Genomic DNA, 25,603 nt, shown 5'->3' on the forward strand with positions numbered 1-25,603 from the left:
CCGCTCATCGCGCGAAGATCTGGGTGCGTCGATCCGGATCGGCCAGCACGTCGCGGATGAGCAGGCCCAGATCCATCTCGTTCGGCGTGGACGGGTAGTACAGATCGCACACCACGACGCCGTCCACCGCGACCGCGAACCGGGTCCGGCTCGGATCGACGCGCTCCCAGTGCGTGGTGACATCCGGTGAGTCCAGATCCACGCCGCGCTCGTTCACACGCAGCGACAGCCCGGTTCCGCAGCGGTAGAACACGATTCGCGAGCCGCCCAGTTCGCCGTAGACTCCGGCGAGCCCGCCCATGGCGAGTTCGACCGGACGCAGGGTGCCGGTGACCGGGTCGAAGGCGGCGCTTTCGCCCCAGCCGGTGTGCGACCGGACGTAGATCTCGGTGTCGTTGCCGTGCCCGTTGCCCGGACCGATACCGCTGCCCACGCGGGGCATGTAGTTCTTGCGCTTCTTCGACGAATCCGAGCCGCGCAGTGCTGCGCCCGGCAACCCGGGTACACCGGGGAAGCCGGGCACGCCCGGATACTGGCTGCCGTTCGAATCACCCTGCTGGGAGGGCTGATTCGCGCCGTTGGACCCGTTGTGCCGACCGGATCGGTCGGACAGCGGCATCCCCGGAAGAGAGCCGAAGGTATCCGGACCAGGCAGATCCGGATATCCGGGCTGATCGCCCGGCCCCCAGGAACCCGTGCCACCGGGCAGTTCGGGAGGTTGCGGAATTCCGGGCGGCACAGCGCCGTTCGGTGATCCCGGCGGCTGCGATCCACCGGTGGCTCCCGGAATGTCCGGCAGTGACGGAAGACCGGGCAGCGAGGGCAGACCGGGCCACTGTGTCCCCGGATCCGAGCCCTGTCCCGGACACTGCGGACACGGATTCGGATCGTGCGGGCAGTGGTCGTGCCGATCGCACCCCGGCTGCCCGTCGCCCGGCCCGGACCCGTGCGGCGGACCGGGCACGGGATGCTGCGGCGATTGCGGCCCGCGCGGCCCGGGGCCCTGGGGCCCAGGACCTTTCGGCCCGGGGCCGTGCGGCTTCGGCGGCTTGGGCGGCTGCCCCGGATCGGGCGGCACCGGCGTGAGGTTGGCGCCCGGAATATGTTCCGGCGCACCCGGTTCACCCGGCCACCGGAAGTTGTGCCGGATCGGGATGCGCGGCGTGCGCGGCCCGTAGTACGGCCACGGCTCGGTCCGCTTACCTCCGAGCCCACCGATGCCGCCCTCGTCCGGTGTCCCCGGCTTCGACCCCGAGGATTTCGGTGGCTTCGGCGGCTTACCGGCTCCGGACTCGCCCTCGGACCCCGGCTTCTTCCCCTTCGGCGGCTTACCGGATTCCTGCGGCTCCGTCTCGGGACGCTCGGCCTTCGGGGATTCGCCGGGCTCCTGCGGCTCCTGCGCCCTGGGGCGCTCGGCCTTCGGAGTCTCGCCGGGCCCCCGTGCCTCCTCCGTCCCAGGGCGCTTCACCTTCGGCGACTCGCCAGACTCCTCCGGCTCCTGTGCTCCGGGGCGCTTCACCTTCGGAGTCCGGCCCGATTGCTCCGGCTCGGACTTCTTCGGCGGCACCGGCTTCGACCGCTCGGTTCGCTCCTCGGACTCCGCGGACTCCTCCGGCTCCGAAAGTTTCGGCGGCTTACTGGACTCCGAAGATTCCTCGGCACTGGGCTTCTTCGCCTTCGGCGTCCGCTCCGAGCCCTGCGACTCCTGCGACTTCTTCGGCGATTCGATCGTCTCATCGGACCCGTCGGACTCCGCGGTGTCCGACTTCTTCGGCAACTCAGCGGATTTCGGAGTGCGACCCGACTCGGACGACTGCTCCGGCGGCGTCTTCGGCAGCTGCTCCGCCTCGGTCCGGCGCTGCTGCGGCTGCGTCGGTGCGTCCGGGTCGCTCTGTTGCACCTTCGGCGACTCGGGCGACTCCGGGGACTTCGGCGGTGTCTGCCCCGATTCGGCCCGGCGCTGCTGCGGCTGCGTCGGGGCATCGGGATCGGACTTCTGCTGTGGGAGTGGGGTTTCCGGTTCGCTGCTCGGGAGTTCCTTGGTCTTCGCCGAGCCCTCGACCTGTCTGCCGTTCTGTAGCTCGAGGTCGTGCTCGATGTTGCGGCGCAACCTGGCCAGCGTCCGGTCGAGGTTGTCCGGGTCGACCGCCTCGGGGAGTTCGTCCAGTCGGCGGGCCCATTCCTGGCGTTCGCTCCTGGTCGGCGAATCGGCCAGCAGTTCGATCGTGCCGGCGCGGATCACCCTGGCCAGTTCGCGATCGGCCTCGTTCAGGTGCAACGTGGTGACGTCCGGGCCCAGTTCGATCCAGGCGTGCAACGCGACCTTCTGCAATGCCGCGACCGGATCGTCCGGCAGTCCGTCGTACCAGTCGCGCAGACCGGTGGCCTCGATGATGTGCTCGGCCCGGCGCATCGTCGGATGCTTCCAGGAATCGTCCAGCGGCCGCATCTCGACCGCGTACGGAATCCGCGCGAACGGCACCTTCTTGTCGCGCGCGAACGGCATCCCGCCGCGCTCGGGCGCCTCGGCCGGCAGATCGTCCGGGTGCACCAGCGCACCGCCGCGGACCACGAAGTGTTCGGTCAGCGGTGGCCGAATCCACTTGTAGCCCAGCAGATCCGCGTGCGCTTCGGCGTCGTGCCAGGTGACCTTGTCCTCGGTGTCGAGGTAGTGCGCCTCGGCCCAATAGTGTTCCAGCATCACCAGATCCGGCCGCGTCGGCGAGGTCTTGCCCGCACCGTCGCCCCGACCGGTCAGCCGGTTCCAGGCATCCACCAGCTGCGGCATCGCGTCCATCCGCCGGGTACCGGACCGGCCCTCGGGCGTATTCGCGTCGAACACCGACATCACATCGCGCATAACGTGGTTCTTGACGCGCAGAATACGTTGTCCCAGTTCTTCTTTCGTCAACGGCGTGCCGTCTTCACGATGTGCCAGCGGCATACCGTGCGCGTAGGTGACCCCGCCGTCCTCGGGGCGCAGCAGCGGGTTGCCCGAACGCGTCAGCGCATCGACGATCTCCCGGACATCGGCGTTGTTCTCGTGCTCGATGTCGTCGTGCGCGGCCTGCCCGGCCGCCTCTCGCGCGGCCTGCCGGTCGGGGGCGAATTCGTCGTATCGCTCCTCGGCCCACTCCCGCACCTTCGAATAGCGGTGGACCATCCGGTCCCACTTGTTCGAGATGAAATCCACCCGATCACCCGGCGGCGCGAATTCGGCGACGTGGTACCGGGGATGGGGCGGCTGGACCTCCAGGTCGATCGGCGGATGGAATCCCCGGAAGGTCCGGATACTGCGCAGCCCCGGAACGAACCGCAGCACAGGGTGATTCTCGTCGAACGGCCCGTTCGGCAGACCACGGGTGTGCTCGAGCACCCACCTCCCGATCTCGGGATGGTTGTAGAACCGGTTGAGCACCCACGGATGTTTGCGCGCGAGGTTGTAGAGCTGGAACCACCGCTTGCCGATCGTGTACAGCGCACCGTCGAGCGGCATCTCGTGGTGAGCGTCCTCGTCCCAGCCGATCGGCGGTTCGGGCCCCGGCCCGGGGCCCTGGGTGGCCCAGAGCATCGCCCGCCCCTGCTCGGTCAGGCTCAGCAGCTCCTCGTAACTCATCTCCGGCCAATGCCCGGTGATCAGCCGCAACAGACCCGGCTCCACCATGTTCTGGAACGGCTCGGCGGCCATCGCACCGCTGAATCCGTCCGGCATCTTCTCCTCGTAGGAGCGCGCGGGCAGATGCGATTTGTCCTCGCCGCCGAACGGGGCCCAGCCCTTGGGTGGCAGCCGCCAGCCGTCGACGTCCTTCTGCCCGTACTTGTCGAGCTTGGTGCCCATCGGCAGTTCCGGTTTGTGCGCCCGGAAGCCGTACGCCTCGCCCGCACGGACGTCGTGCCAGGTCGGCTCACCGCCCGGAGTTTCCGAACGCCGTTCCCACAGCAAGATTTCCAGCGGAATCGTGGGTTCGCGCTGACGCCGCCCCACCTCGGCCGCCTCCCGATCCCGGCTGGGCAGCGCGCGGCGATCCCCGGTGCCGGGAGCCTTGATTCCCGTTGCCTCGTACAGCATCTGCCGCCAGCGCACCGCCCCGGAGAGGGTCAGCGGACGCTCACCGTGCTGGATGATCCGCAGCGACTCGACGAGATTGCCGTCCTCGTCGAGCTCGGTGCGCATGCCCTGACGTTCGATCCGCGGCGGCGCCAGTTCGCGCACCCGATGACCGTTGCCGCTCTTCTCGGCCGCCACCTCCAGGTAGTGCACCACGGTCTCCGGCCGCTCGAACAGCCGCGTCACGACGTGGTGACGGCTCAGCGTCTCGGCGAGCGCGCGATCGTGATCCACGCCCGCGTCGAGCCCGTACTCCGGACGGCCCGCGGTCACGACGATGCGCGCGGGACGGCCGCCCTCGCCGTTCTCGTCGGGGACCCGGCCGTGATCGATCCACACGTTGTCGGTGATCCGCCGCAGATTCCGCGGATCCACTACGCTCTGCGCGGCCGCGCGCCAGCCGCCGCCCGTGCCGACCCGGCGATCGTTGATCCGATCGATCTCGTTGTCCGCCCGGTCGACGGCCTCCCGGGCGTCGGCCAGAGCTCGCAGATCCTCGGGCGTCGCCGCGCCCGGATCGGCCTCGTGCTGTGCGCGCAGGCGGTAGTACGTCCGGCGCAGCGGTTTGGTCCGCTCGAGCGCCGCCTTGTACCCATCCGCGAGCCGCCCGATCGAACGATGCGCCTTATCGGTCTCGGAGACATCGTGTTTCGCGCCGAGCTGTTCGAGCTGATGGATCCGCTGATCGATCTCGGCGAGCTGATCGACCACCGCGTAGTACTGCTCGGCGGCCTCGGCGAGTTTGTCGATCGGATCCTGCCGGCGGGCCAGCTCCTGCTCGCTGACCTGTTCGGGCAGGGACAGGCCCGGCGTGTCGAGACCTGCGTCCTCCCGGGTGTAGCCGACCCGCTCGGTGGTCAGCCGCGCGATGGTGGACGACCACGCGTCCCGGCTCAGATCGTCCGGTGCCACGCCCTCGATGCGGGAGACACGGCCTTCCAGTTTGGTGCGCCAGAATTCGTGTGTCAGGGCGATACGGGCGCGGCGATTCACCAGTTCGTCGAGTTCGACCTGATTCGGGTCCGGGGCGAACTGCTGCGCCGGATCGGTTGTCTCGTCCGGTGTTTCGGCGGCATCGGCCCCCTCGCGCTCCGCCGGTGCCGCGGTCCGCTTCGGCTCGATCGCGGGGGCGCCTCCTGCCGGGACCGCTGCCCGCGCGCGCTGCGGCTCGGTGAGGTCGGCCAGCCACACTCGCCCCTCGTCGTCCACCCGGATCCGCCGGACGTTCAGCGCACCATCGGCGCCGAGCAGTTGTTCGCGCACCGCGCGGGGCAGCACGTGATCCGGATTCGCGGTCGGCGCGACGATATCCAGCCGGATCGGGTTCCCCGCCTCGGCCTCCCGCAGGCGGGCCACCTCCGCGGTGGCATGATCCGCGTCGACCGGCAGACCGTTCCGGCCGATCGCGGTACCGCCGGTGTGCCGCAACACATTCCGCGTGGCCATCATCGTCAGCTCGGCGGCCTTGCGATCGCGCATCACCACGCCCAGCTCGTGGATGCCCAGCCGTTGCAGAACGGCGTTGCCGCGCGAGGAGACCTCCTCCGCCCGCGCCTCGACGGCACGTCGCTGGTCGAAGAACTCCTCCATCCGATCGGCCGGAATGGCGGTGCGGTCGAAGAACTCGTCGGCCCGCGCCCGATGTTCGGCGACCAGCCCCCGCACCGCGCCGGCCAGTTCGTGCCGAGTCATACCGGCCGCATCGATGTCCAGCCAGCCGACGTCCCGCAGGATGCTGCGGAAGTTCTCGTTCAGCGCCTTGTCCATATCGCTGACCTGAAGGGCCAACTTGCGCAAGGCTTTCCGGTCCGACCGCGAGGCGGGCAGATATTCGGTCTCCGCGCCCGCGTCCCAGTCGCCCGGACGCGGCGCGGGCGGAATCTGCGGACGCCGGGCAGGCACCTCGTCGGGATGGTGTTCGGTGAGGTGCACCGTACCGTCCGCACCGACCCTGACCTGGTAGTAGACCGTGTCGGCGCCCTGCTCGGCCAGAGTGCGGCGGCGCGCGTCGTCGATGTGGATGTTCGGATCGTCGGTCTTGCCGACGCCGACCAGACGTGCGGTCCGCCCGTCCGCACCCTCGATCTCCCGGGTGTGCGAGACGCCGAACTTCAGCCGCACCTTGCGCAGGCCGTCGCCGTAGACCCTGGGCCCCTTCTCCAGAGCACCGGCCTTGACGTCCATCACCTCGCGCTCGGCCTCGGTCTGCGCCTCGGAGTCGCGCATCCGCTCGTTGGCCTGCGCGACCCGGAACGCGTTCAGCTGCTCGATCAGCTTGCCCGCACCCTCGACGGTCCGGTTCGTCTCGACCTGCGATGCCTTGTCGATCCTGCGCACCAGGGCTTTTCGATCCAGTTCGGGATCGACGCCGAATTCACCTGCCAACTCCCGCAACCGCGACAGGCGGGTGCGGGGATTCTCCAGCTCGTCCCGCACGGCCGCGCGCTGCCGCGCCGCTGCCCGGGAGTTCTGCTCGGCTTGCCCGCGCAGCGCCTCGTCCAGCTGGTGGCGGGTCGGCTCGTCGATCCGCAGATCGTCGATGCGGGTGCGGAATTCGGCATCGGTGAGCGCATCGCCGTTGTCGCGCAGCTCGATCAGCTCCGCCAATGCCCGGCGCTGCTGCAGTTGATCAGCCCGAATGAGTTGGCGCAGTTGGCTTTCGGTCAGGAGGTCGTGCTCGATGGCGCGCTCGTCCGCGTAGTCGCGCAGCTGTTCGGCGTTCATCCGCCACACCGCGGGCCGCTGCGCGTAATCCTCCCGGGCGAGGATCACCACATCGGAAACCTTGCCCTGCAACACTTCCCGGCGCACCTGCTCGGGATCGACCCCGGCCGCACGCGCGGCGCGCAACGCGCCGTCCCAGGCCTGCTCGCGGCGGGCCACCGCCTTGACCAGCTCGCGCAGCGCCTTCTTCAGCGGCCGCGTGGTCGGCACATGCCGCTGCTCGGCATCCGCGCTGGTCCAGGTGTCGCGACGACGTGGCTCCGGGCCCGGTTCCGCGCCTTCCCATTTCGCCGGTGGCGTCGGCCCGTCACCCGAGCCGCCCGCACCGCCGTCGTCATCGCTGTTCGTCGGCGGCGGAACCGAATCCGTACCGCCGCTGTCGCCTCCGGCCCCGTCATCCGAATCCGGTCCGGAGACCGGCCGATCCGGCGCACCGGCGCCCTCCGGACCGGCGGGATCCAGACCCAGCGCCTGCATCTCGGCACGCAGTCGCTCCTGCTCCGAAACCGCCGCCCAATAGTCGTTGGCGACCTTGACCACGGCCTTCGTGATCGGGCCGTTGGCCGCCAGCTGCGCCCGCAACTCCCGGTGCCGCTCGACGTCACCGGCCTCCTGCGCCGCCTTGACCTCCGCCCGCAGTCGATCCCGGTCCGCGCCGACCGTGCGAACGGCCGCACGGGCCAGGTCGTTTCCGGTCAGCGTGGGATCGATGCCGATCGTCGGGGCGAGATCGCGCAGGATCTCGTGCGCGGTGTGCTCCGCGTCCCGGGCCGTATCGAGCTGATGCCGGTAGACCTCCAGCGGCGCGGCCGCTTCCGCATGTCCGGATTGCTCGGTCCGCGGCACCACCGTGCCCCGCACCCGGACCTGTCCGTCCTCCTCGTGCACCGCATCCACCCGGACGTGCAGTCCGCGCCCCAGCAGCAGCCTGGCCGTCTCCAGCCGCCCGCCCGGAGACAGGTCGGCGCCGCCGACGAACAGCGCCGGTGTGCCGTCGGGCACCGTGAGTTCCAGGTGGTAATTCGACTCCGGTCGCGCCGACACCCGGCCCAGGAACCCTTGCAGGTAGCCGGGCACCTCGTACACCGATCCCGGTGTGGTGTCACCGAACAGCCCGTGTTCGCCCTCGAAGCTGAGCAGTACCGGTGCGGGCAGCACCGCTCGGTTCAGCACGTCGTCCAGGATCGCGGCCGCCTCCGGCGACAGCCCGGACATCCGGCCCGACAGGAATTCACCGAGCACGCGGCGTTCCTCGGCGGTCAAGCCGTCCAGCACCGCGTCCCACACCTGATGCGCGAAGCGCAGCCGATCGACGATCGGACCGGTGGCATGCAGTCCGATCGCCGGGACCTGCTGCGGGGCAGCATTATTCGATGACTGATCGCCGAGTTGCACAGGGGCCGAACCGGATTCGACCTCCTTCTGCTCTGCCTCCGCCGCGCGCCGAGCAGCAGCCTCCGCGGCCGACAACTCCGCATCACGCGTCTTCGCCTGCTGCAGTTCCTCGGCCAGCTCGCCGACCCGGGTGTCTGCGAGGTGGAACGCCACCACGGCGTCCTCCAGCCGCGACACCCGCTCGGAGTGTTCGTCCACCCGGGTCGCGGGTAGCGTGCGCGACCGCAGTTCTTCGAACAGGCGCCGGCGGACCGGTTCCTGTTTCAGGTCGTCGTGCAGCACCTCCTCGACATTCACCCGCACGCCGCTCTGCCGCGCGATCACGTCGAACCGTGCGCTCTCGCGAGCGAAGGTCGTCTGCCGCAATTCCTCTGTCAGCCAGTCTATCTCGGCACGTCGAGCAGCCGGATCGCGTACCGCGTCACCCGGTTCGGCGGCGACGCGGAGCGCACGGACCCGCTCGGACAGCTCGGCGGCGCGAGCATCGAGGCGGTGATATTCCTGGACGGCATCGTGCAGTTCGGTCACCCGCGCCTGATACGCCTCGGTCTCAGGGCTGACCACCTTCCGACGGTTGCGCGCCTCCGCGAGCAGATTCTCCAGCGCCATCGGATGTTTCATCTCGTCCGACAGCAATTCGTCGGTGTCCACCGGCAGACCGTGGGCCTTGTCCAGGACCTCCCGCAGCGCGTTCGCCCGCTCGCGCGCGGCCGACGCCCACTCCAGCAGCGCCTGCTCGTGCGCGGCCTGCCGCTGCGTCCGCGCCGCCTCGTCCGGATCGCTGAACTCGGACAGCTGTTGTGCCACTTCGGCACGCAACTGCTCGGTGAGTTCCTTCGGCGTGGCCGTGGAGTCGGCGTGATTCAGCAGTGCGGCCCACCGCTCACGCTGCTCCGGAGTCCGGGCGGCGAGGTAGTTCTCGACCGCACCGGCGCGAACCGCCAACGCCAGCGCGGGATCGTTGCCCAGGTCGGGCACCGGCCCGCCGCCGAGCAGCACCTGGACCGCCAGCTTCCGCAGGGCGGCGATCGGATCCTGCGGCAACGCCGGGAACCGGTCGCGCATACCGGTCTCGGCGAGGATCCGGGCCGCGCGCCGGGTCGCCGGTGGCAGCCAATCCTGCTCGGCCGCAAGCGGTTCCACCGCGTAGGGCAACGCCGCCACCGGCAGCGTGCGGTCGCTGAACAGTGGAATCCGCTTGTCGGTGAACCAGAAGGTGCGTCGTCGCTGCGGGCGACCGGCGGGCAGCTCCTCCGGGTAGTACAGCCGACCACGCCGACGCACGAGCTGCCCGCTCAGCCGACGACGGTTGGTGTCCCAGTCGTGGCCCAGGCTCGCGGCGTGCTCGTCGGCCTCGTGCCAGGTGGCCTTGGGGTGCGTGCGCAGGTAGTCCGCCTCGGCGTGGGCGTCCTCGAGCAGCAGCAGGTCCTCCGGATACGGCCGGGTGCGACCATCGCGGTCACCGATCCCGGTCAACCGCAACCACGCATCGGCCACATGCGGCAGCCGATCGTACGGCTTCTCGATCAGCCTGCCCTCCGGGCTGGCCGGATCCTGCACCCGCATCTCGTTGATCATCAGATGTCGTTTGATCAGCAGGATTTCGGCGGTGAGCTGCGCGCGCGTGAGCGGGGTGCTGCCGTCCGCGTGACGCGCGAAACCGAGCAGTTCGGCGAACACCGCACCGCCGTCACCGCGACGCAGCAGCGGGTCGCGCGGGTCGGTCAGCAGATCGACGATCCGCTGCACATCCGCGTGCGCCTCGTCCTCGGCGAATCCGCCGATGACCCGATCCGCCCAGGCCTGCACCTGCGCCCAGCGCTCGACGTCGCGCTCCCAGAAGCGCGCCCGCACCGGATCGAGCTCACTGTCCGGCCCGTGCTCGGCCTCGGTCCAGCTCAGATGCGGCGGCTGCAGATCCAGGCGCGGCGCCTTCCAGCCCCGGTAGCCCCGATAGCTGCGGACGATCGGAATCTTGCGCAGGAGCGGATGATCCGGGTCGAACGGCCCGTCCGGCAGCCAGTACCGGTTACGCCGGCGGCTGCCGAGTTCGGGGTTCTTGTGGAAGTGCTCGAGGATCCAGGGCAGCTTGCGCACGCCCTCGCCGATCTGGATCCACCGCTTGCCGACGTTGTAGAGCGCGTCGTGGAACGGCAGGTCGTGGTGCTCCTCCTCGTTCCAGCCGTGCGGAGCCTCCATGCCCGGTCCCGGCCCCTGCAACCAGAACGCCTCGGCGCGACCGTCCGGGCCCAGGCTCGCCAGCTCCTCGTAGCTCATCTGCGGCCAGTAGCCGTAGATCTCGTGAATCAGCCACGGCTCCACCATGTTCTGGAACGGCTCGACCGCGACCGCGCCACTGAACCCGTCGGGCATCTTCTCGTCGTAGGAGCGCGCGCGCAGATGCGATTTGTCCTCGCCGCCGAACGGGGCCCAGCCCTTGGGCGGCAGCCGCCAGCCGTCCAGCTCCTTCTGCCAGATCTTGTTCAGTTTGGTGCCGGGCTCGACCTTCGGCTGGTACGCGCGGTAACCACGGGCCTCCCCCTCGCGGGTGCTGTGCCAGTTGCCCTCGGCGTCACGCCACTGCATCAGGGTCTGCGGCGGCAACGCGTGCCGGGCGAACACCTCCAGTTCGGCCGCGTTCCGATCCTGGTCCGGCATCCGCCACCGGGTCTCCGAGCCGGCCGGAATACCGGTGACCTCGTGGATGATTCGCCGCCACGCGATCGGATCGGTCACCGGCAGCGCCCGAGCGCGCGGATTGCTCGGACCCATCGTGGCGCGCTGCAACTGCGGCGAGGCGAGGCGGACATTCGTGGTGTGCAACTGGGCGTCCGCGGTCACCCGCAGGTAGTCGACCGTGGTATCCGGCCGCTCCAGCAGCCGGGCCAGGTAATGGTGGTGGGCAAGCGCGTCGGCCAGGGCGGCGTCGTGCGCGGTGGCGTCGAGCCTGCCGTATTCGGCGCGACCGGCGACGACGATGATCCGGCCGCCGCGGAATACGCCCCGCGCGTCGGGCACACCGCGGTCGAACCACACATTGGCGCTGATCCGCCGCAGCCGCTTGCCCGACTCGTCCGGATCGACGGCCACCGAGCGCCAATGTGCCTGTGCCGCATCGGCCCACGCGCCGGTCGCGGCGGCATGCTGATCGTTGAGCCGGTCGATCTCGGTGTCGGCGCGGTCCACCGCCTCCTGCGCCTCGGTGAGCTCCCGCAGTCGCTGCGGATCGTCGGCGGCGGGATCACCGTCGCGGCGCGCCTGGTCCAGGCGCGCCTCCAACTCGTCGCGCGCACGGCGCAGCGGTTTGGCCGCGTCGACGGCGGCCTTGTGCCGATCGGCGAGCTCGACCTGCAGACCGTCGAACGCGGCGATGTGCGCCGGATCGTAGGTGGCGCCCTGTCGCACCAGTGCGTCGATATCGTCGTCTATCTGCTGGATATCGTCGGCGAGCTCGTAGTAGTTCCGCGCGGCCTGGGCCAGTTTGTCGACCGGATCCCGGCGCCGGGCCAGTTCCGCGGGACCGAGGTCCTCGCGCTCGCCGGGCGAAACATAGTCCAGCCCTTGATATTCGGCGGTGTATCCGGTCGTCTCGCCGCTCAGCCGACGCACCGTCTCCGCCCAGGCGCCCCGGGAGATGTCCGCGTCGGGGAACTTCGCGGCCCTGCCCGTCAGCTTGTTTCGCCAACGCTCCTGGGCGGCGACCTTCGCGGTACGCCGACGCACCAGTTGATCGAGCCTGCGCTGCGCCTCCTGCGGGGAGAGCGCGGCGTCGCCGGCTTCCTCGGCCGGAACCTCGGGGGTGTCCGGGTCCTGCCGGGCCGGTGTTTCCGAGATCGCCGGGCGCTGTGGCTCGGTGGTCGATTCGGGGGCGAGCGTGACCGGACCACTCTCCGGTTCCCGCAGCTCACGCGTCCACACCCGGCCCCGCGCATCGACGCGCACCTGCTGGAAGGTGAACTCCCCGTTGCCCACCAGCAGATTCCGGGTCGCCGGATCCAGAATGTGGTCCGGATGCGCCGCCGGTGACACCACGACCAGACGGTTCGCGCCGTCCGCCGAGGTGATCAGGCGGGCCACCTCCTGCCCCGGATGCGCCGGACGCCCATCCCGGCCGATCGGCACGCCGCCGTGCGCAGCCAGCACCCGCCGCGCGGCCAGCACCGCGGTATCGGCGGCCTTCAGATCACGCGGCCGGAGGTAGTTGTTGTCATGGTCGGCCAGCCGCAACAGCAGCTCGTCACCGATCTCCTGGGCCGACTGCGCCTCGTCCTCCAGCCGATTGCGCTCGGCCAGCAGCGCGGAGCGCTCCGCGGGCGACACGTCGTCGGCGCGGTCCCACGCCTCCTCGGCGCGAGCACGGAATTCGGCGACCTTCGCCCGCGTGGCGGCCTCGAGTTCGCGCGGACCGAGCTGCCAGGCGTCCTCGATGTCCAATGTCTCCGCGAGGTCCAGCAATTCGGCATAGTTCTCATCCGCCGCTCTGGTCAGCCGTCGAATGTCGTAGGCGAGCTGACGCAGGTTCCGCCGGACCTTGCCTCGCGAGGGCACGAACTGGCGCTCCTCGCCCGCGGGGGTCCAGTCGCCGGGCCGCGCACTGGGCCCGAGCCGCTGCACCGGCACGGGCGGTGGCCGGTGCTCCCCGACCCGGACGACGCCGTTCGCATCGATCGAGACCCGGTAGTACACCGCGTCGTCGTAGCCCTGTGCGGCGTGCCGACGGCGTTGCGCGGCAGGCAGATAGATCTCCGGATCCGCAGCCGCGCCCACGCCGACGAACCGGCCGCGCTCCCCGTCCGCGCCCGGAACGATGAGGGTGTGCCCGTCACCGTGGCGCGCGTGGACGGTGGCGGTGCCGATGACCCGCGGGCTTCGATCGGACACCCCGGTCCGGTGATACAGGATCTCGTGCTGGGCGGCGGCCTGCGCCTCGGAACGACGCACCGACTCGTTGGCGACGGCCACCCGGAACCGGTCGAGTTCCGCGAGCACGGGCACGGCCCGTTCCCGCGCGGCCGCGATGCGCCGGCCGATCTCCGTGCGCAACGCCCGCTCCACCTCGGCATCGGCCCGGCCCGCCGGATCGATGCCGTACTCGCGCGCCAGTTCGTGCAGGCGTTCTGTGCCGATCGGCGCACCCGAGGTCGGGCTGCGGTAATTCGTACCGCTGCGGCTGTCGCGATGGGTGCCGGACAGCTCGCGGACCACCTGCCTGCCGCGTTCCTCGATCGCGTCGATCCGATCGCGGACGGCGTGCTCGACCATGAAGTCGGTGACCTGCACGCCCAGGTCTCGCGCACGCCGTTCCAGCTCGGCCGGTGGCACGGTGTCCGATTCCCCGGCCAGCGCGCGCAGCGCCGTCACGGCGGCCGCCGCCTCGGCTCGCTCCGTCTCGGCGAGCAGGACGCGCCGCCGCAGTTCGGCAGCGCCCGCCGAGCCGGGTGCCAGGCCGAGACCGTCTGCGCGCAAACGCAACTCGGCCAGACTCTGCCCGCGCGGATCCGGTTGCCGCAGATCGTGTTCGTGGTCCTGCTCGGCCCGGTCCGCCTTCGCGCCGAGTTGTCCGGCGAACACCTCGCGCCGCACCCGATCGGGGTCGATGCCCAACTCCCGGACCCGCGACACCGCCCGGTCCCAGGCCCGCGCACGAGCCTCGGTGGCGCGTGCCAGAGTGCGCAGCGCACGGCGCGTCCGTCCGGTGAGCGGCCGGTGTTCCTGCGGCGCGGCGCGCTCGGTCCAGCCCTCGGGACGCAGCGAATCCGGATCGGGCGTGGCCTCCAATTCGGCCAATTCGCCTTCGAGCCTGGCGATCTCGTCGACGACCTCCTGGTGATCCAGCGACAGTCTTTCCAGCGCAACGATTTCCGCGGCACGCCGGGCGTGCTCGCCGGGGGCCGTCGCGCGGGCGCGCAGCTCCTCGAGAGTGTGGTCGAGATTCTCCGGCCGCAGCGCTGCCCATCCGCCGCTCGGATCGACCAGCAGGTGCGCCGCCAGCAGATCCCGTTGCTTGCGCAACTCCGCCAATCGCGCAACGGCTTCGGTGTGCTCGGCCAGCTTCCGGTCGTGCACGGCGAGTTGTTCCGGGGTCAGGTAGGCGGTCCGCTCCGCAAGGCTCGGCGGCCGGTGACCCGCCTGCGACGTCCCGGGTTCCGGCTCGCCCGCGGCGGGCGATCCCGGCCGGTGCGTCGGGGCGATACCGCCCGATCCCGCGTCCGTACCGTCCGCATGCCGAAATGGATGATCCGGATCCACATCCGCCGCGAGGAGCCGATTCAGCACGGCCATCCGGAAATCCGCGAAGTCGCCCTGCCGATGCGCGTCGAGCTGCTCCAGGACGATGTTGCTGCGCACCTCACCGAAGCTCTGGTCCCGGCCCGCGGCATCGGGGTGCGGTTCCGCGCCGATGCCGACACCGGGCAGCACCTGGTCGGTCATCGCGGGCACATCCCAGCCGAACGCGTCCGGGCGGGCGTCCTGGAATGTCTTCAGCCACTCCACAACTCGTTGCGCGGAGTCCAGATCGCGGACGTAGATCACGATGCGGTCGTCGCGCAGCCGGTGCGGACCGGCCACCTTCATGGAGTGGATGCCCGGGAAGCTGCCCGGATCGTCGAGGATCTCGTGCACGATGCCCGCGGCCAGATCCGGCGCCCCCTCGTCACCGGCGTTCACGTAGACGCGGTATCCGACGTCCTCGGGATCCAGCGGCTCGGAATGGCGGAAGAAGTGCGCGAAGCTGACGTCCTCGGGCGCCCAGACATCCGCGTTGTCCGGCTCCAGTACGCCGACGTCCTGGAGCACCGCGAGCTGCCCCTCCGGAGCGCGCTCACCGAGGATCCGAACCAGCCCGTCCAGGTACGCGCGCGGATCCTCGACCGCCCCCGCGACCCGGCCCGAATACAGGCGGTACACATCGTTGTACGAGCGCATCGAATCGCGGCGATCCCAGACGCGCCGCAGGAATTCGTCGAGGCTCTCCCGCGACAACGACGGCGGGAGCAGGCCGTTGCGGCGATAGGACAATTCCCGCACCGCCAGCAGGACTTCGAACGGCGTCCCCGGACGCAACCTCGTATGCAGTTCGGCCAGGGTTCGCGGCCGGTCGAACACCTCCGGGAACCGGTCCATCACCCGCCGCACCGCGGTGGCGGGGTCGAGCGCGGTGCGATGCGGTTGCGCCGGAGAATTCGCCACCCGGCCCCGGGCCACCGTGAGCGCGTCGTCGAGGCGATCGGCTTCCGTTCGGGCAGTATGGAATTCGCGCGCCGCATCCTCCAACGCCCGGACGTCCCGCAACCATTGCTCGGCGAGATCCGAACGCTTGGTGCGGCTCTGCAGATATTCGATGGTCTCGTCCAGAGTCCGCACGTATCCCGGATCCTGCGGATCGGTCGGCTCGCCGGGTGCGCGACGTGGTCGCAGCTCCGCATCGGACAGGCGGATACCGGTGGGCGCGCTCGGCGGCTCGCGCCCCGGGCCCGCCTGGTCGATGCGTTCGCGGGCCTCGGTCAGCTTCTCCTGCGCGACACCGAGCCGGGTGAGCGCGTGCGCGTGGTCCTGTTCCAGCTGATCGGCCACGGCCTGCCGGGCCAGCGCGCCGTCCGGTCGCACGTCGACATCGCCGCGAATGGCCTCGGCGAGTTCGCGTGCGGCCTGCGCGGCCGCGGCGTCGGCCGCCCACTGCCGACGCGCCGCGGCGGCCAGGTCGTCGACCGCGGCGTGCCAGGCGTCGGCCAGGTCGGCGCGCTTGGTGCGGCTGTGCAGGTAGTCGAGCGTCTCCGCCAGCGTCCTGGCGTACTCCGGGTGATTCGGATCGGTCGGCTCGCCCGGCAGCCTACGCGGACGCAGGTCCCGCGGCGTGATGCCGACCGTGCCGCCGCGAGCGGGCCCCTCCCGGCCGAGACCGAGCCGATTCACCTGCTGCCGGGCCGCCTCGACGGCCGCGTGCGCCGCGATTCGCGAGCGTTCGGCCGCATCGCGGGCCCCCACCAGCCGATCCACCTCGGTCGCGGCACCGGCCTGACCGATCCGCGACTGCGAGGCGGACGATCGCATGACATAGCGCACGATCCACCGCAGCGGGTGCATCGGGCGGCCCTTCTTGTCGAACAGCACCGCGTGGGTGCTGCGCAGTTCGACCGGCACCGTCGGCGGATAGCCCTGCACCGTGCCGGTGGACGGATCACGGACGACGATCCGGCCGTTCTCGTTCACCAGCACATAGGCGTGCGCACCCGGCTGCTGCCTCGACGAGTCGGCGTATTCGTCGACGACGAGTGCGATCGCGCCGTTCCCCTTCTTGCGCAACATCGCGGCGATCGCGTCGTGACCACCGGGGAACTTACGCAGTCGGCCACCGGCGGCCAGCTGGAGTTCCCGCCTGGTGACCCCCTCCGGGCCCACCTCACGATCGAAGGGCCGGATGAATCTGCTGCCGGTCAGCTCGCGAATCAGCTTCAGCGCCAGCGGCGCACATTTACCCTGGTTCGTATTCCGCTGCGGTGCTCGGGTTCTCGGCTCGGACGGAGTGCCCGTGTCCGAACCTCGCTGCTGGGCCGAACCGTCGGAGTTCGGCACTCGCCTCGAACGGGTCGGCGGCGCAGGGGCCGGATCCTCGGAGGTAACGACGGGCACCGGTGCGACACTCGGATCCGTTGTGGTCGAGTCCTTTTCGGTGCTCCGATGCTCCGGATCCCCGGCCCGCGCCGGGGAACGATCCTGTTCGACGGAGGAATCCGGGAGTCCGGTACTCCGCTCCCCGTGCGCCTCGGCGGGTGCGCCCTCGGCGGTGCCCTGCTGCTGCGAAACAGCCGGTGCCGCAGGTGAATCGGTTGTCGACTCCGGCTCCGGCGTGAGGTCCGGGGCGCTCTCGCGGTCGGCTACCGAACCGGGCAGCTGCCCCACTCGGGGCGGATCCGTGGTCGCGTTCTCGTCGCGCGCCGCCGGTGTCCCGTGCTCTGCGGTGCGCCCTGCCCGGGTGCTGGTATCCGCCGTACGTTCCGTCCGGGTCCCGGGTTCCGGAGTGCGCTCGGTCCGCGACCCGGCATGTCCCCTCCGCGCCCCTGGGTCTGTGGCATCTCCCGCTCTGGTCCCGGAGTCTGCGGTATGCGCGGCCCGAGTTCCCGGGTCGTCGGTACCCTGCGCGACCGGACGCTGCGGTTGCGACGGGTCGGCGACCGTGGCATCCGCGCCGTCTTCGGTATCGACGGTATCCACCTGAGGCACAGCGGCTTCGGGATCGCCCAACTGTTCCTTGGCTACCTCCGCAGCCACCTCGCCGCCGGGAACGATCCCGCGTGCGGGCAGACCGTGACGAGCCGCTCCCGGAGTGGACGGCGAATCCCCTTCTGCAACAGGATTGTTCGCGTCATCATCACCACGAGCCGGATCCCTCGTCGCCTCGGGCGCGGCACCGTCGGTATCCGACGGCGGCGTCGTCCGCTCCTGCGCGTGCGGCTGCTCACTCGCTGCCGCAGGTGACTGTTCACTGCTCGGCGCCGGAGACTCCTCATTCGTCCCCGCAGGAGGCCGCTCACTGCTCGGCGCCGGGGACTGCTCGCTCGTCCCAGCAGGAGTTTGCTCAGTACTCGACGCTGGCGGCTGCTCGCTCGTTGCCGAAGGAGGCCGTTCGCTCGTCGCAGCGAGAGGCTGTTCACTCGCCGCAGCAGGAGGCCGCTCGCTCTGTGCCGCAGGAGACCGTTCACTCGTAGCGGCAAGTGGCCGTTCACTCGTTGCCGCGGGCGACTGCTCGCTCGTTGCCGCAGGAGGCCGTTCCCCTGTCGCCGCGGGAGGCCGCTCGGGAGTATCGGTCCCGGCGTCGGTCCCCCCGCCCTCGTGCTCGGGCACGGGTGCGCTGCCGTCTCCCGGCGGGGCGCGGGTCAGGCCCAGTCGCGCGGCGGCAGCGTTCTGCAGCGGCTCGACCATGTCCCGGAGCTGCTGCTCGGCGACGATCCGCATATCGTGCGTCGGCGCGACGGCGCCCTCCGCGTCGGGGGAGCCGACCGACTGCGAGTACCGCACGACCACATGCTGCACATCCGGATTCGCGCTCAGGGCGTACAGCTCGTCCTCGGGCGAGGTGTAGTACTGCACGGTGCCGCGCTGCCCGGCGCGCGCGGCCCGGTTCTCGGCCTGGATGTCGATATCGTGCGAGGTGCCGGAGTGGCCGGTGACGATGACGTGCAGGCCGCCTCGCGCGTTCATGTCCTTCCCGATCGGGATGTCCACGCCGCGCGCGCCCTGCATGTTGATGATGAGGATCTTGCCCTCTTTACCCGCCGCGTCGAAGATCTCCTGCAACCGAGCCTCGGCGTGCACCCCCTGCTCGGCCACCCAGTTGGCATCGATCGCCACATGTTCGACCGACGTGCCATCCGTGAGTTCTGTTACGCGAGCGGACAATTCGCCGACGAGACTGTTGCGATGCGCCAGCACCAGCTGCGGCCGGCCGCTCTCGTGATTGCTGACGATGTCCGCTGCGATGCGGTCCAGCTTCGTGTTCTCGTCGGGCGAGACGTCGTCGTCGCCGTGGATCAGCTTGGATGCCTCGTTCCGCGGAATCTCCGTGACGCCGATGTTGTAATCCTCGTGCAGCCGCCCGGACACCCCGGTCGCCGTGCCCGAGGCGCCGGTCTTGCTCTCGTAGTGGTCGTTGATCAGTTCCTTCGCGCCCAGCTCGTTCGTGCTGCCCGGATCATCGCGAATCCGCAGCCCGTGCTCGGCCTCGAGGGCCTGTGCCAGACCGCCGTTCCAGCGACTCTCGGTCGAGGTCTCCGGATCGAACATCACCTTGTGGGTGGTCTGATCGATGATCAGCACCCGGCCGTCGTCGATGATGTAGTGGTCTTTGTTCCGGTACTCCCACCTGGCGGTAGCGGCCATGTTCAACCGGCGAACCTCCTGCTCCGAGAGTTCCCGGCCCAACGACTCCTCGAGTTTGGCCCGTCCAGCCTCGGTGAGCGCGGCGGGCCCGCCCTGCTGACCGGGCTGCCGACCGTAATCGGCCTCGGTCAGCACGCTGTGGCCCGACTCGTCCCGCGCCAGACTGTCGTCGAGCATGTTGCGTGGCCCGACGACCTCCTCCACCACGTGCGGGGGCGCGCTCTCACCCGCGCCCTCCGAGAGGATGTAGGTGGTGTTCGCGTGGACCAGCGCCTCATCGATCTCATCGATGGAGACATGCTTTCCGGGCGGAATATTGCCGCGCAGATGGCCGAACCCGACATCCTCCATGGTGCCGATGTAGATGGTGGGCCTGCCCTCGACAGGTTCGGTGTAGGCATGGTCCGCATCCATCCGCACGATGTCGAAACCCATGTTGCCCAACGTCTTCAGATACCGGTCGACCTCGCGGTTGGCCAGATTGTCGCGGGTGGTGAGCACCTGCACCGCGCCGTGCTCCACCGCGTCGATCGAGGCGCCGGCCAGGAACACCAGCGACTTGCCCTCCCCGGCGTCCATGTTGATCGCGCCGTCCCGGATCGCGAGAGTCGCCATGACCTGCGTTTCGCGCAGCACGATGTTGCGGTCCGGGGATGCCTGCCGGATCGCCTCGATCACCGCGGCGAGCTTGTCGGCCTGCGAACCCGATTCCAGTTCGTGGCGCAACGCATCCGGCCCGGCGTCCTTCAACTGGAGATGTTCGGGGGTATCCGGCCCGGTCCTGGCGTGGTAATACTCGAGCGCCGCCTTTCCCGCGGCCCGGTACGCGTCGGTCAGCGGTTCGCCGCGGACGCCCTCCGCGTGAGCGGTCTGCGCGGCCGCCACCAGTTCGTCGGTCGCCTCGTGCAGAACCTCCGCGTGATCGGCCAGCGCAGCATGGTATTCGTCGCGGGCAGCATCCAGATCACCGTGCGGACGCGCGGCCGAGTCGTCGCCCGAGGCTCCGTCGGGGTGCGCCGCGTCGTGCGCCTCCTGCGCCTGCCGCAGAGCCTGCTGCGCCTCGTCGACGCGCCGTTGCGACTCATCGATCCGGGCACGCTGTCGCTGTTGTTCGGCCGTGGCGCGGTCCTGTGCCTCGGCGATCTGCCGGGGCGATCGCTCGGGAGTCACGGTCTTGTCGCCATCGCGCCCGGCGGCCGAATCATCATGTGTCCGTGCGGGATCGCCTTCTCCCTGCGCTCGGGCAGCATCAGGCGTCTCACCGGCACGCGCCCGCACCGAGGGCTTGTGACCGCCCGCCTCGGCATCTCCCGCGGCCGACCGTGGCCGACCGTCCTGCCCCGCACCGGGAGCCGCCTCGGCGGTCCGCGACGCCCGCACACCGGGCTCGGCGGCCGCCTTCGTGCCATCCGCACCGGCCCGTGCACGCGGCGCGTCACTCGACTGGGGGCGAGAACCGGGCGAGTCACCGACCTTGCCGGCGTTCCGCGCATCCGGTGCACCCGCGCGGCTCGTCCCCTCGCCGCCCGGCGCCGATCCGGAACGGGTGCCGGATGCATCCGCGGCAGCGGTGCGGCCGTCGCTCACCGGGGAGGATTGTGTCGGGGTGGAGCGAACGTCGCTGGTCGCGGGCGAGTTGCCGCCCAGCCGGGAACTCTCGCCGCCGACCGGAGCGTCCGCACGCACCGGAGCGCCTGTCGTGGACGTGCCCGAGGTATCCGCCGCCACGGGGGCCGACGTCGTCGTGGTGCCGTCCGGTTGGACCGCCGGGGTGACCGTCGGATCGGATTCCGTTCGCGCACCGGTGATCCCGTTCGCATCGGTCTCCGAGTGCGTAACCGTGCCGGGCTCGCTCTGCGAGACGGTATCCCCACCGGCTCGAACCCCCGCCCCGGAAACGTCGTCGCCCGCAGCGGGCGAACGAACCCCGTTCGCATCGGATTGCACACCGGCACCGGATGTTTCGGTGCTCCGTCCCGGCGGCTGCGCGGCCGTCTGCTCCGGACGGGTGGTAGTGGTCCCGTTGTCACCACCCGACTGATGCTCACCCCCGGCCGAATCCGACGCCCCGGCCGCGCGAACCTGCGTGTTGTCCGGCGAATCCACCGCTGCCGCACGGCTGTTCGGCATCTCCTGACTGGTGCGCTGATCTCCCCCACTGCCGTGCTCCTGGACGGGAGTGACCTGATCGCCGTGTGCACCCGAATCCACCGTCAGCGGCGTACTGCCATCGGGCAGGATGGTCATGTCCCGGGAGGACCCGATGCGCATCTCCGGAACCGACGAGGGCGTCTTCCAGAAGCTGCTGTTGGTGTAATACCTGTCCGCCACAGCATGATTCGCGCCGGACAGCATGCCGCCCGCCGCACCGGCGGTGAACATCCGCCAGTCCGCGTGGGTGTTCTTCAGATCATCGACCGCGGTGTCCCAGCCCTTGGTCGTGGCATCCACCACGAATTGCGTGGGCACCGACGCGGCGAACGCACCCACGGAATTGACTGCGCCGGAGACGGTTCCGGCCACGATCCGGGCCGCCTTGGTACCCAGCGAATTCACCAGCGCCTTGTCCAGCGCCTCGGCCGTCGGACCGCCCACCGCACTGCCCGCCGCCCCGGCCACACCCGAGACGATCGTCTGCCCCCAGTCGATTCCCTTGCGATGTCCCTCGAACACCTGGAACTGCTGAATCGCGTAGTCCTGCAACGCACCGAGCAATCCGCCGATCATCACGTGCCGCAGCAGGAATTTCGCCATCCGGGCGCCGATCAGGCTGGCGAGCTTCTCCTCCATCGCCGCCAGCGCTTCGCGCATCATCACCCGGACCCCGACCCGGGTGGCGACGATGATCCCCGCTTCCTCCGCGGGCGCGGTCGGCGGGAAGATCCACACCGAGGCGATCTCCGCGGCCGTCACCACCAGCGTCGTGTAGAACATCAGCTTGGTGTACTGGATCTGGGTGCCGCCACCGTCGACCGATTCCGCGACCTGATCGAAGAAATCGGCCAGATCGGGCAGCGAATTCTTCTCCTTGCCCGAGTCTTTCAGGATCGCGTCGAACGCCTTCGCCATCGAGGCCGATCCGTCGCCTTCGGAGTAGGCGGCCAGAGTCGCGCTCTTGGCCGCCTCGACATCGTGCACGATATCGCGCAAACTCGATGCGGCCGTGCGCCAATCGCCGGCCATGGCCCACATCTCGTCCTCGTTGCCGTGCGGCCACTCCATGCCGACGGCAGCGCCCAGCCACTCCAGCCAGGACGGAAATTCCATCGGCATGGGGCTACCCCGCGATCACCAACCGGCTTCTGTGGGCCGATGCTGCACTTCGTGATCGTGGTCGTGGTCGTACGACTCCACGTCGGTGAACTGCATCTCGTCCGCGCCGGGTAGTGGGTTGCGCTCAGCCGAATTCGGCGGTTCCAATGAGGGTTCCGGCGGCGTGGGCAGCTGACCGCGCAGGTCCGGCATGCCCTCGATGAGGTCGGTGAGTTTCGGTAGCCGGGCCCGCTGACTCTGCAGCGGCGACATCAGCTCCCGATTCTTCTCGGCCAGATCCTTGGCGGCCAGCTGGGCGGCCTCGGTGACCGCCTTGGCGATCGCCGAGAAACCGAGGTTCTCGATACCCGGCCCGAACTTCGTCTCCACCACGACTCCGTCGGCATTCACGCTGACGGTGACGCGCTTGTTGGAAACCGTTGCGGTACCGATCAATTGGACGCGCTGCTGCTGGATTCGAGCGACGGTGCGCAGCTGTTCCTGCGCATCCTCCACCATCGACTCCAGCTCGGCCTTGTCGAACTTGTATGCCATCGCCTCACCCAACCGGCATCAGTTGTCGAACGTGACGTACACCGCGGCCGTGCCGTGCTCGGTGGTCTCGATCTTGTCCGCGCTCTGGGTCTGGCCCGTGGAATAGCTGTCGAAGGTCTTCTCGAACTGCCCCGCGCCGGTGATCATGTTCGACTTCGCGGTGAGGTAGCCCTTGTCGCCGTCGGCGAACTGGTGCCCGAGCGAATCGTCACCCCACGGCTCGCCCCGAGCGGCCAGAGCCGACTGGAGGGTGGTGAGGACACTCCCGATCCGGTCCCGCACCTCGCCGGTCTTGACCGACGCCCTGCGCAACTGCTCCGGATCGACCTTGACGGTCGTCATCGCGGTTCCCCTCTCCTCGCGGTGTCACATCGACGCGTTGTCACATTGACGCATCATCGACGATGACATTCGCCGGCGAATCCACCGTAGCGACGACATGAACGAGGAGTAGCCGAAATGCAAATCGGCACAGCCAAACCTGGGAACATAACAGACCTGCAATGATGTCCGACGTGCGAATTCTGGTGCAGCGCGTGAGTTCCGCGCAGGTGATCGTGGACGAGGAAGTGGTCGGCCGCATCGACCCGGCCGCGGCGGGTGTGCCGCACGGTCTCGCGGCCCTGGTCGGGGTGACCCACTCCGATTCCGAGGCGACCGCGAAAGCCCTGGCCGACAAGCTGTTCCGGTTGCGCATCCTGGAGGGGGAACGTTCCGCCGCGGATCTGGGCGCACCCGTCCTGGTGGTCAGTCAGTTCACGCTTTATGCCGACACCACCAAGGGCCGTCGGCCCTCCTGGTCCGCCGCAGCGCCCGGCCCGGTCGCCGAACCTCTGGTCGAGCTGGTCGCCGAGACCCTGCGCAAGCTCGGCGCGACCGTGGCGACCGGACGATTCGGCGCGCACATGCGAGTCGAGCTGGTCAACGACGGTCCGGTGACCCTGCTCCTGGAAGCGTGAATCCGGTCCGGCTCAGCCGGCCGCGCCGGTGACGGACGTCGTGTGCAGTCGCTCGGCCAACGCCCGGAACACCACGTAATTCGGCATCAGGCACAGCGGCAGCGATTCCAGCGGCTGCGCCCGCCCCCGCACCCGCACACTCAACCAGCCGCCGACCACCGCCAGATCGCCGACCTGCGACCACGGCACCGACTCCGAACCGGTCCCCAGTTCCCTCGAGGTCAGCCACATCGGTGCGAAATCCAGTCGCTGCCCGGCATCCAGCGCCGCCTGGGCAACCGGTAGCTGCGCGTGCAGAATGCCCTGTTCGATCTCCACGCCCCACTGCCGCGGACATTCGATGCCGTGCCGCAGCACCACCGGCTCACCGTCGGTGTCCACGATCGTGTAGCGGTATGAAATCCCCTCTGCGGCAGGATCTTTGGCGGAATGCACGATCTTGCGCCGGACCGTCGTACTGTCGTACCGGACCACCCGGACCTGTCCCTCGCCCGAGGCGACCATGCCCTGCTCGTACAGGTCCAGCCGACTCTCGCGCCGGTGCGCCGAGCCGGACCGGCTCACATCCCACAGCGACCAGGCCCCGCCCGCCAGCAGCGCCACGATGCCCAGAGCGCCCACCGCCGGAACCCCCACGACGAAACCGATCGAGGCGACCACGATCCCGGCCGCGATCACCACGGCTTCGACCAGCGGCCGCCCCGCATCCGCGGGCCCCGGCCGATACGTCCGTAGGTACCGCCCGAGCCTCGCACGCTCGGCTGCCACGCCGACCGCTTCGGTCACCCCCGAGTCACCGCCCGATGTCACCACGAATGGGTGCCCACCGCGAACCCGATCCACACCTGTTCATCGAATAATTCACAGAGAACGACGACGCACCCATGCCAACCTGTGGAATGGGTGCGTCGGTGTGCTCGCCGAGTGGTTACTCGGGTCGCAACGTCAAAATTCTCGGACCGTCCTCGGTCACGGCGACGGTGTGCTCCCAGTGCGCCGCCCGAGTGCCGTCGGTCGTCACGACCGTCCAGTCGTCGCCGAGCACCTTCGTCTGCGTGGTGCCCAACGTCAGCATCGGCTCGATCGCGAGCACCGAACCGACGACCAGTTTCGGTCCGCGACCCGGTGCGCCCTCGTTCGCCAGGAACGGATCCATGTGCATCTCCCGGCCGATGGCGTGCCCGCCGTACCCGTCCACGATGCCGTAGGACCGGCCGTGCTCGCGTTCGGCCGCGCGCGTGCCCAGCTCGATCGCGTGCGAGATGTCGGTGAGCCGGTTGTCCGGCAGCATCGCCTCGATCCCGGCCTCCATGGACAGCCGCGTGGCATCGCTGAGCAGCCGATCGGGCTCGATGATCTCGCCGACGCCGAACGTCCACGCCGAATCGCCGTGCCAGCCGTCCAGGATCGCCCCACAGTCGATCGACACCAGATCGCCCTCGGCCAGAATCTCGTCCGCGACCGGAATCCCGTGCACCACACGGTCGTTCACCGAGGAACAGATCGATCCCGGAAAACCGTGATAGCCCTTGAAGGAAGGCACCGCACCCGCGTCGCGGATGATCTGCTCGGCGACCTCGTCCAATTCCAGTGTGGAAACGCCCGGCTTCGCGGCAGCGCGCACCGCGACCAGAGCCCGGCCCACGACCGCTCCGGCCGCCGCCATCGCGTCCAGCTCACCGGAGGTGCGGAACGGCACCACCTTCTTGTGCTTACGGCCGAAGACCATCCG

The 25,603-nt window shown here is 69.8% G+C and carries 6 protein-coding genes; 1 reads left to right on the plus strand and 5 read right to left on the minus strand.

Features of this window, described 5'->3' with window-relative positions:
* Positions 1 to 4 precede the first annotated feature (4 nt).
* From K7711_RS01960 to K7711_RS01970, 3 genes are read right to left on the minus strand one after another with little or no spacing between them, the layout of a single operon-like run.
* Complete coding sequence (locus K7711_RS01960; protein ID WP_222964305.1) at positions 5 to 22,378, minus strand: WXG100-like domain-containing protein; 22,374 nt, start codon at positions 22,376 to 22,378, stop codon at positions 5 to 7.
* A 15-nt stretch (positions 22,379 to 22,393) separates the two neighbouring features.
* Positions 22,394 to 22,912 (minus strand): YbaB/EbfC family nucleoid-associated protein, encoded by a 519-nt coding sequence (locus K7711_RS01965; RefSeq protein WP_235746517.1) that lies wholly within the window; start codon positions 22,910 to 22,912, stop codon positions 22,394 to 22,396.
* A gap of 18 nt (positions 22,913 to 22,930) precedes the next feature.
* Positions 22,931 to 23,254, minus strand: a complete 324-nt coding sequence (locus K7711_RS01970; protein WP_222964307.1) for a WXG100 family type VII secretion target — start codon at positions 23,252 to 23,254, stop codon at positions 22,931 to 22,933.
* A gap of 173 nt (positions 23,255 to 23,427) precedes the next feature.
* Here K7711_RS01970 and dtd point away from each other — a divergent pair, with 173 nt between their 5' ends.
* On the plus strand, positions 23,428 to 23,871 hold the full coding sequence (dtd, locus tag K7711_RS01975; protein WP_222966553.1) for a D-aminoacyl-tRNA deacylase: 444 nt from the start codon (positions 23,428 to 23,430) through the stop codon (positions 23,869 to 23,871).
* Between the two features lie 12 nt (positions 23,872 to 23,883).
* Here dtd and K7711_RS01980 read toward each other — a convergent pair whose 3' ends face one another.
* Together K7711_RS01980 and map are read right to left on the minus strand one after the other, a co-directional pair.
* The gene (locus K7711_RS01980) at positions 23,884 to 24,657 is read right to left on the minus strand and encodes a DUF6585 family protein (protein ID WP_222964309.1); all 774 of its coding nucleotides are present in this window, start codon (positions 24,655 to 24,657) and stop codon (positions 23,884 to 23,886) included.
* 142 nt (positions 24,658 to 24,799) lie between these two features.
* Positions 24,800 to 25,600 (minus strand): type I methionyl aminopeptidase, encoded by an 801-nt coding sequence (gene map / locus K7711_RS01985; RefSeq protein WP_222964311.1) that lies wholly within the window; start codon positions 25,598 to 25,600, stop codon positions 24,800 to 24,802.
* Between the last annotated feature and the right edge of the window lie 3 nt (positions 25,601 to 25,603).

The sequence above is a fragment of the Nocardia coffeae genome, assembly GCF_019890715.1.
Classification (GTDB): Bacteria; Actinomycetota; Actinomycetes; order Mycobacteriales; family Mycobacteriaceae; genus Nocardia; species Nocardia jiangxiensis.

Excerpts from the sequence above, each read along its gene's own strand:
- K7711_RS01970 (WP_222964307.1), bottom strand. The coding sequence starts at position 23,254 with ATGACGACCGTCAAGGTCGATCCGGAGCAGTTGCGCAGGGCGTCGGTC.
- K7711_RS01960 (WP_222964305.1), bottom strand. The coding sequence starts at position 22,378 with ATGCCGATGGAATTTCCGTCCTGGCTGGAGTGGCTGGGCGCTGCCGTC.
- K7711_RS01965 (WP_235746517.1), bottom strand. The coding sequence starts at position 22,912 with ATGGCATACAAGTTCGACAAGGCCGAGCTGGAGTCGATGGTGGAGGAT.
- map (WP_222964311.1), bottom strand. The coding sequence starts at position 25,600 with ATGGTCTTCGGCCGTAAGCACAAGAAGGTGGTGCCGTTCCGCACCTCC.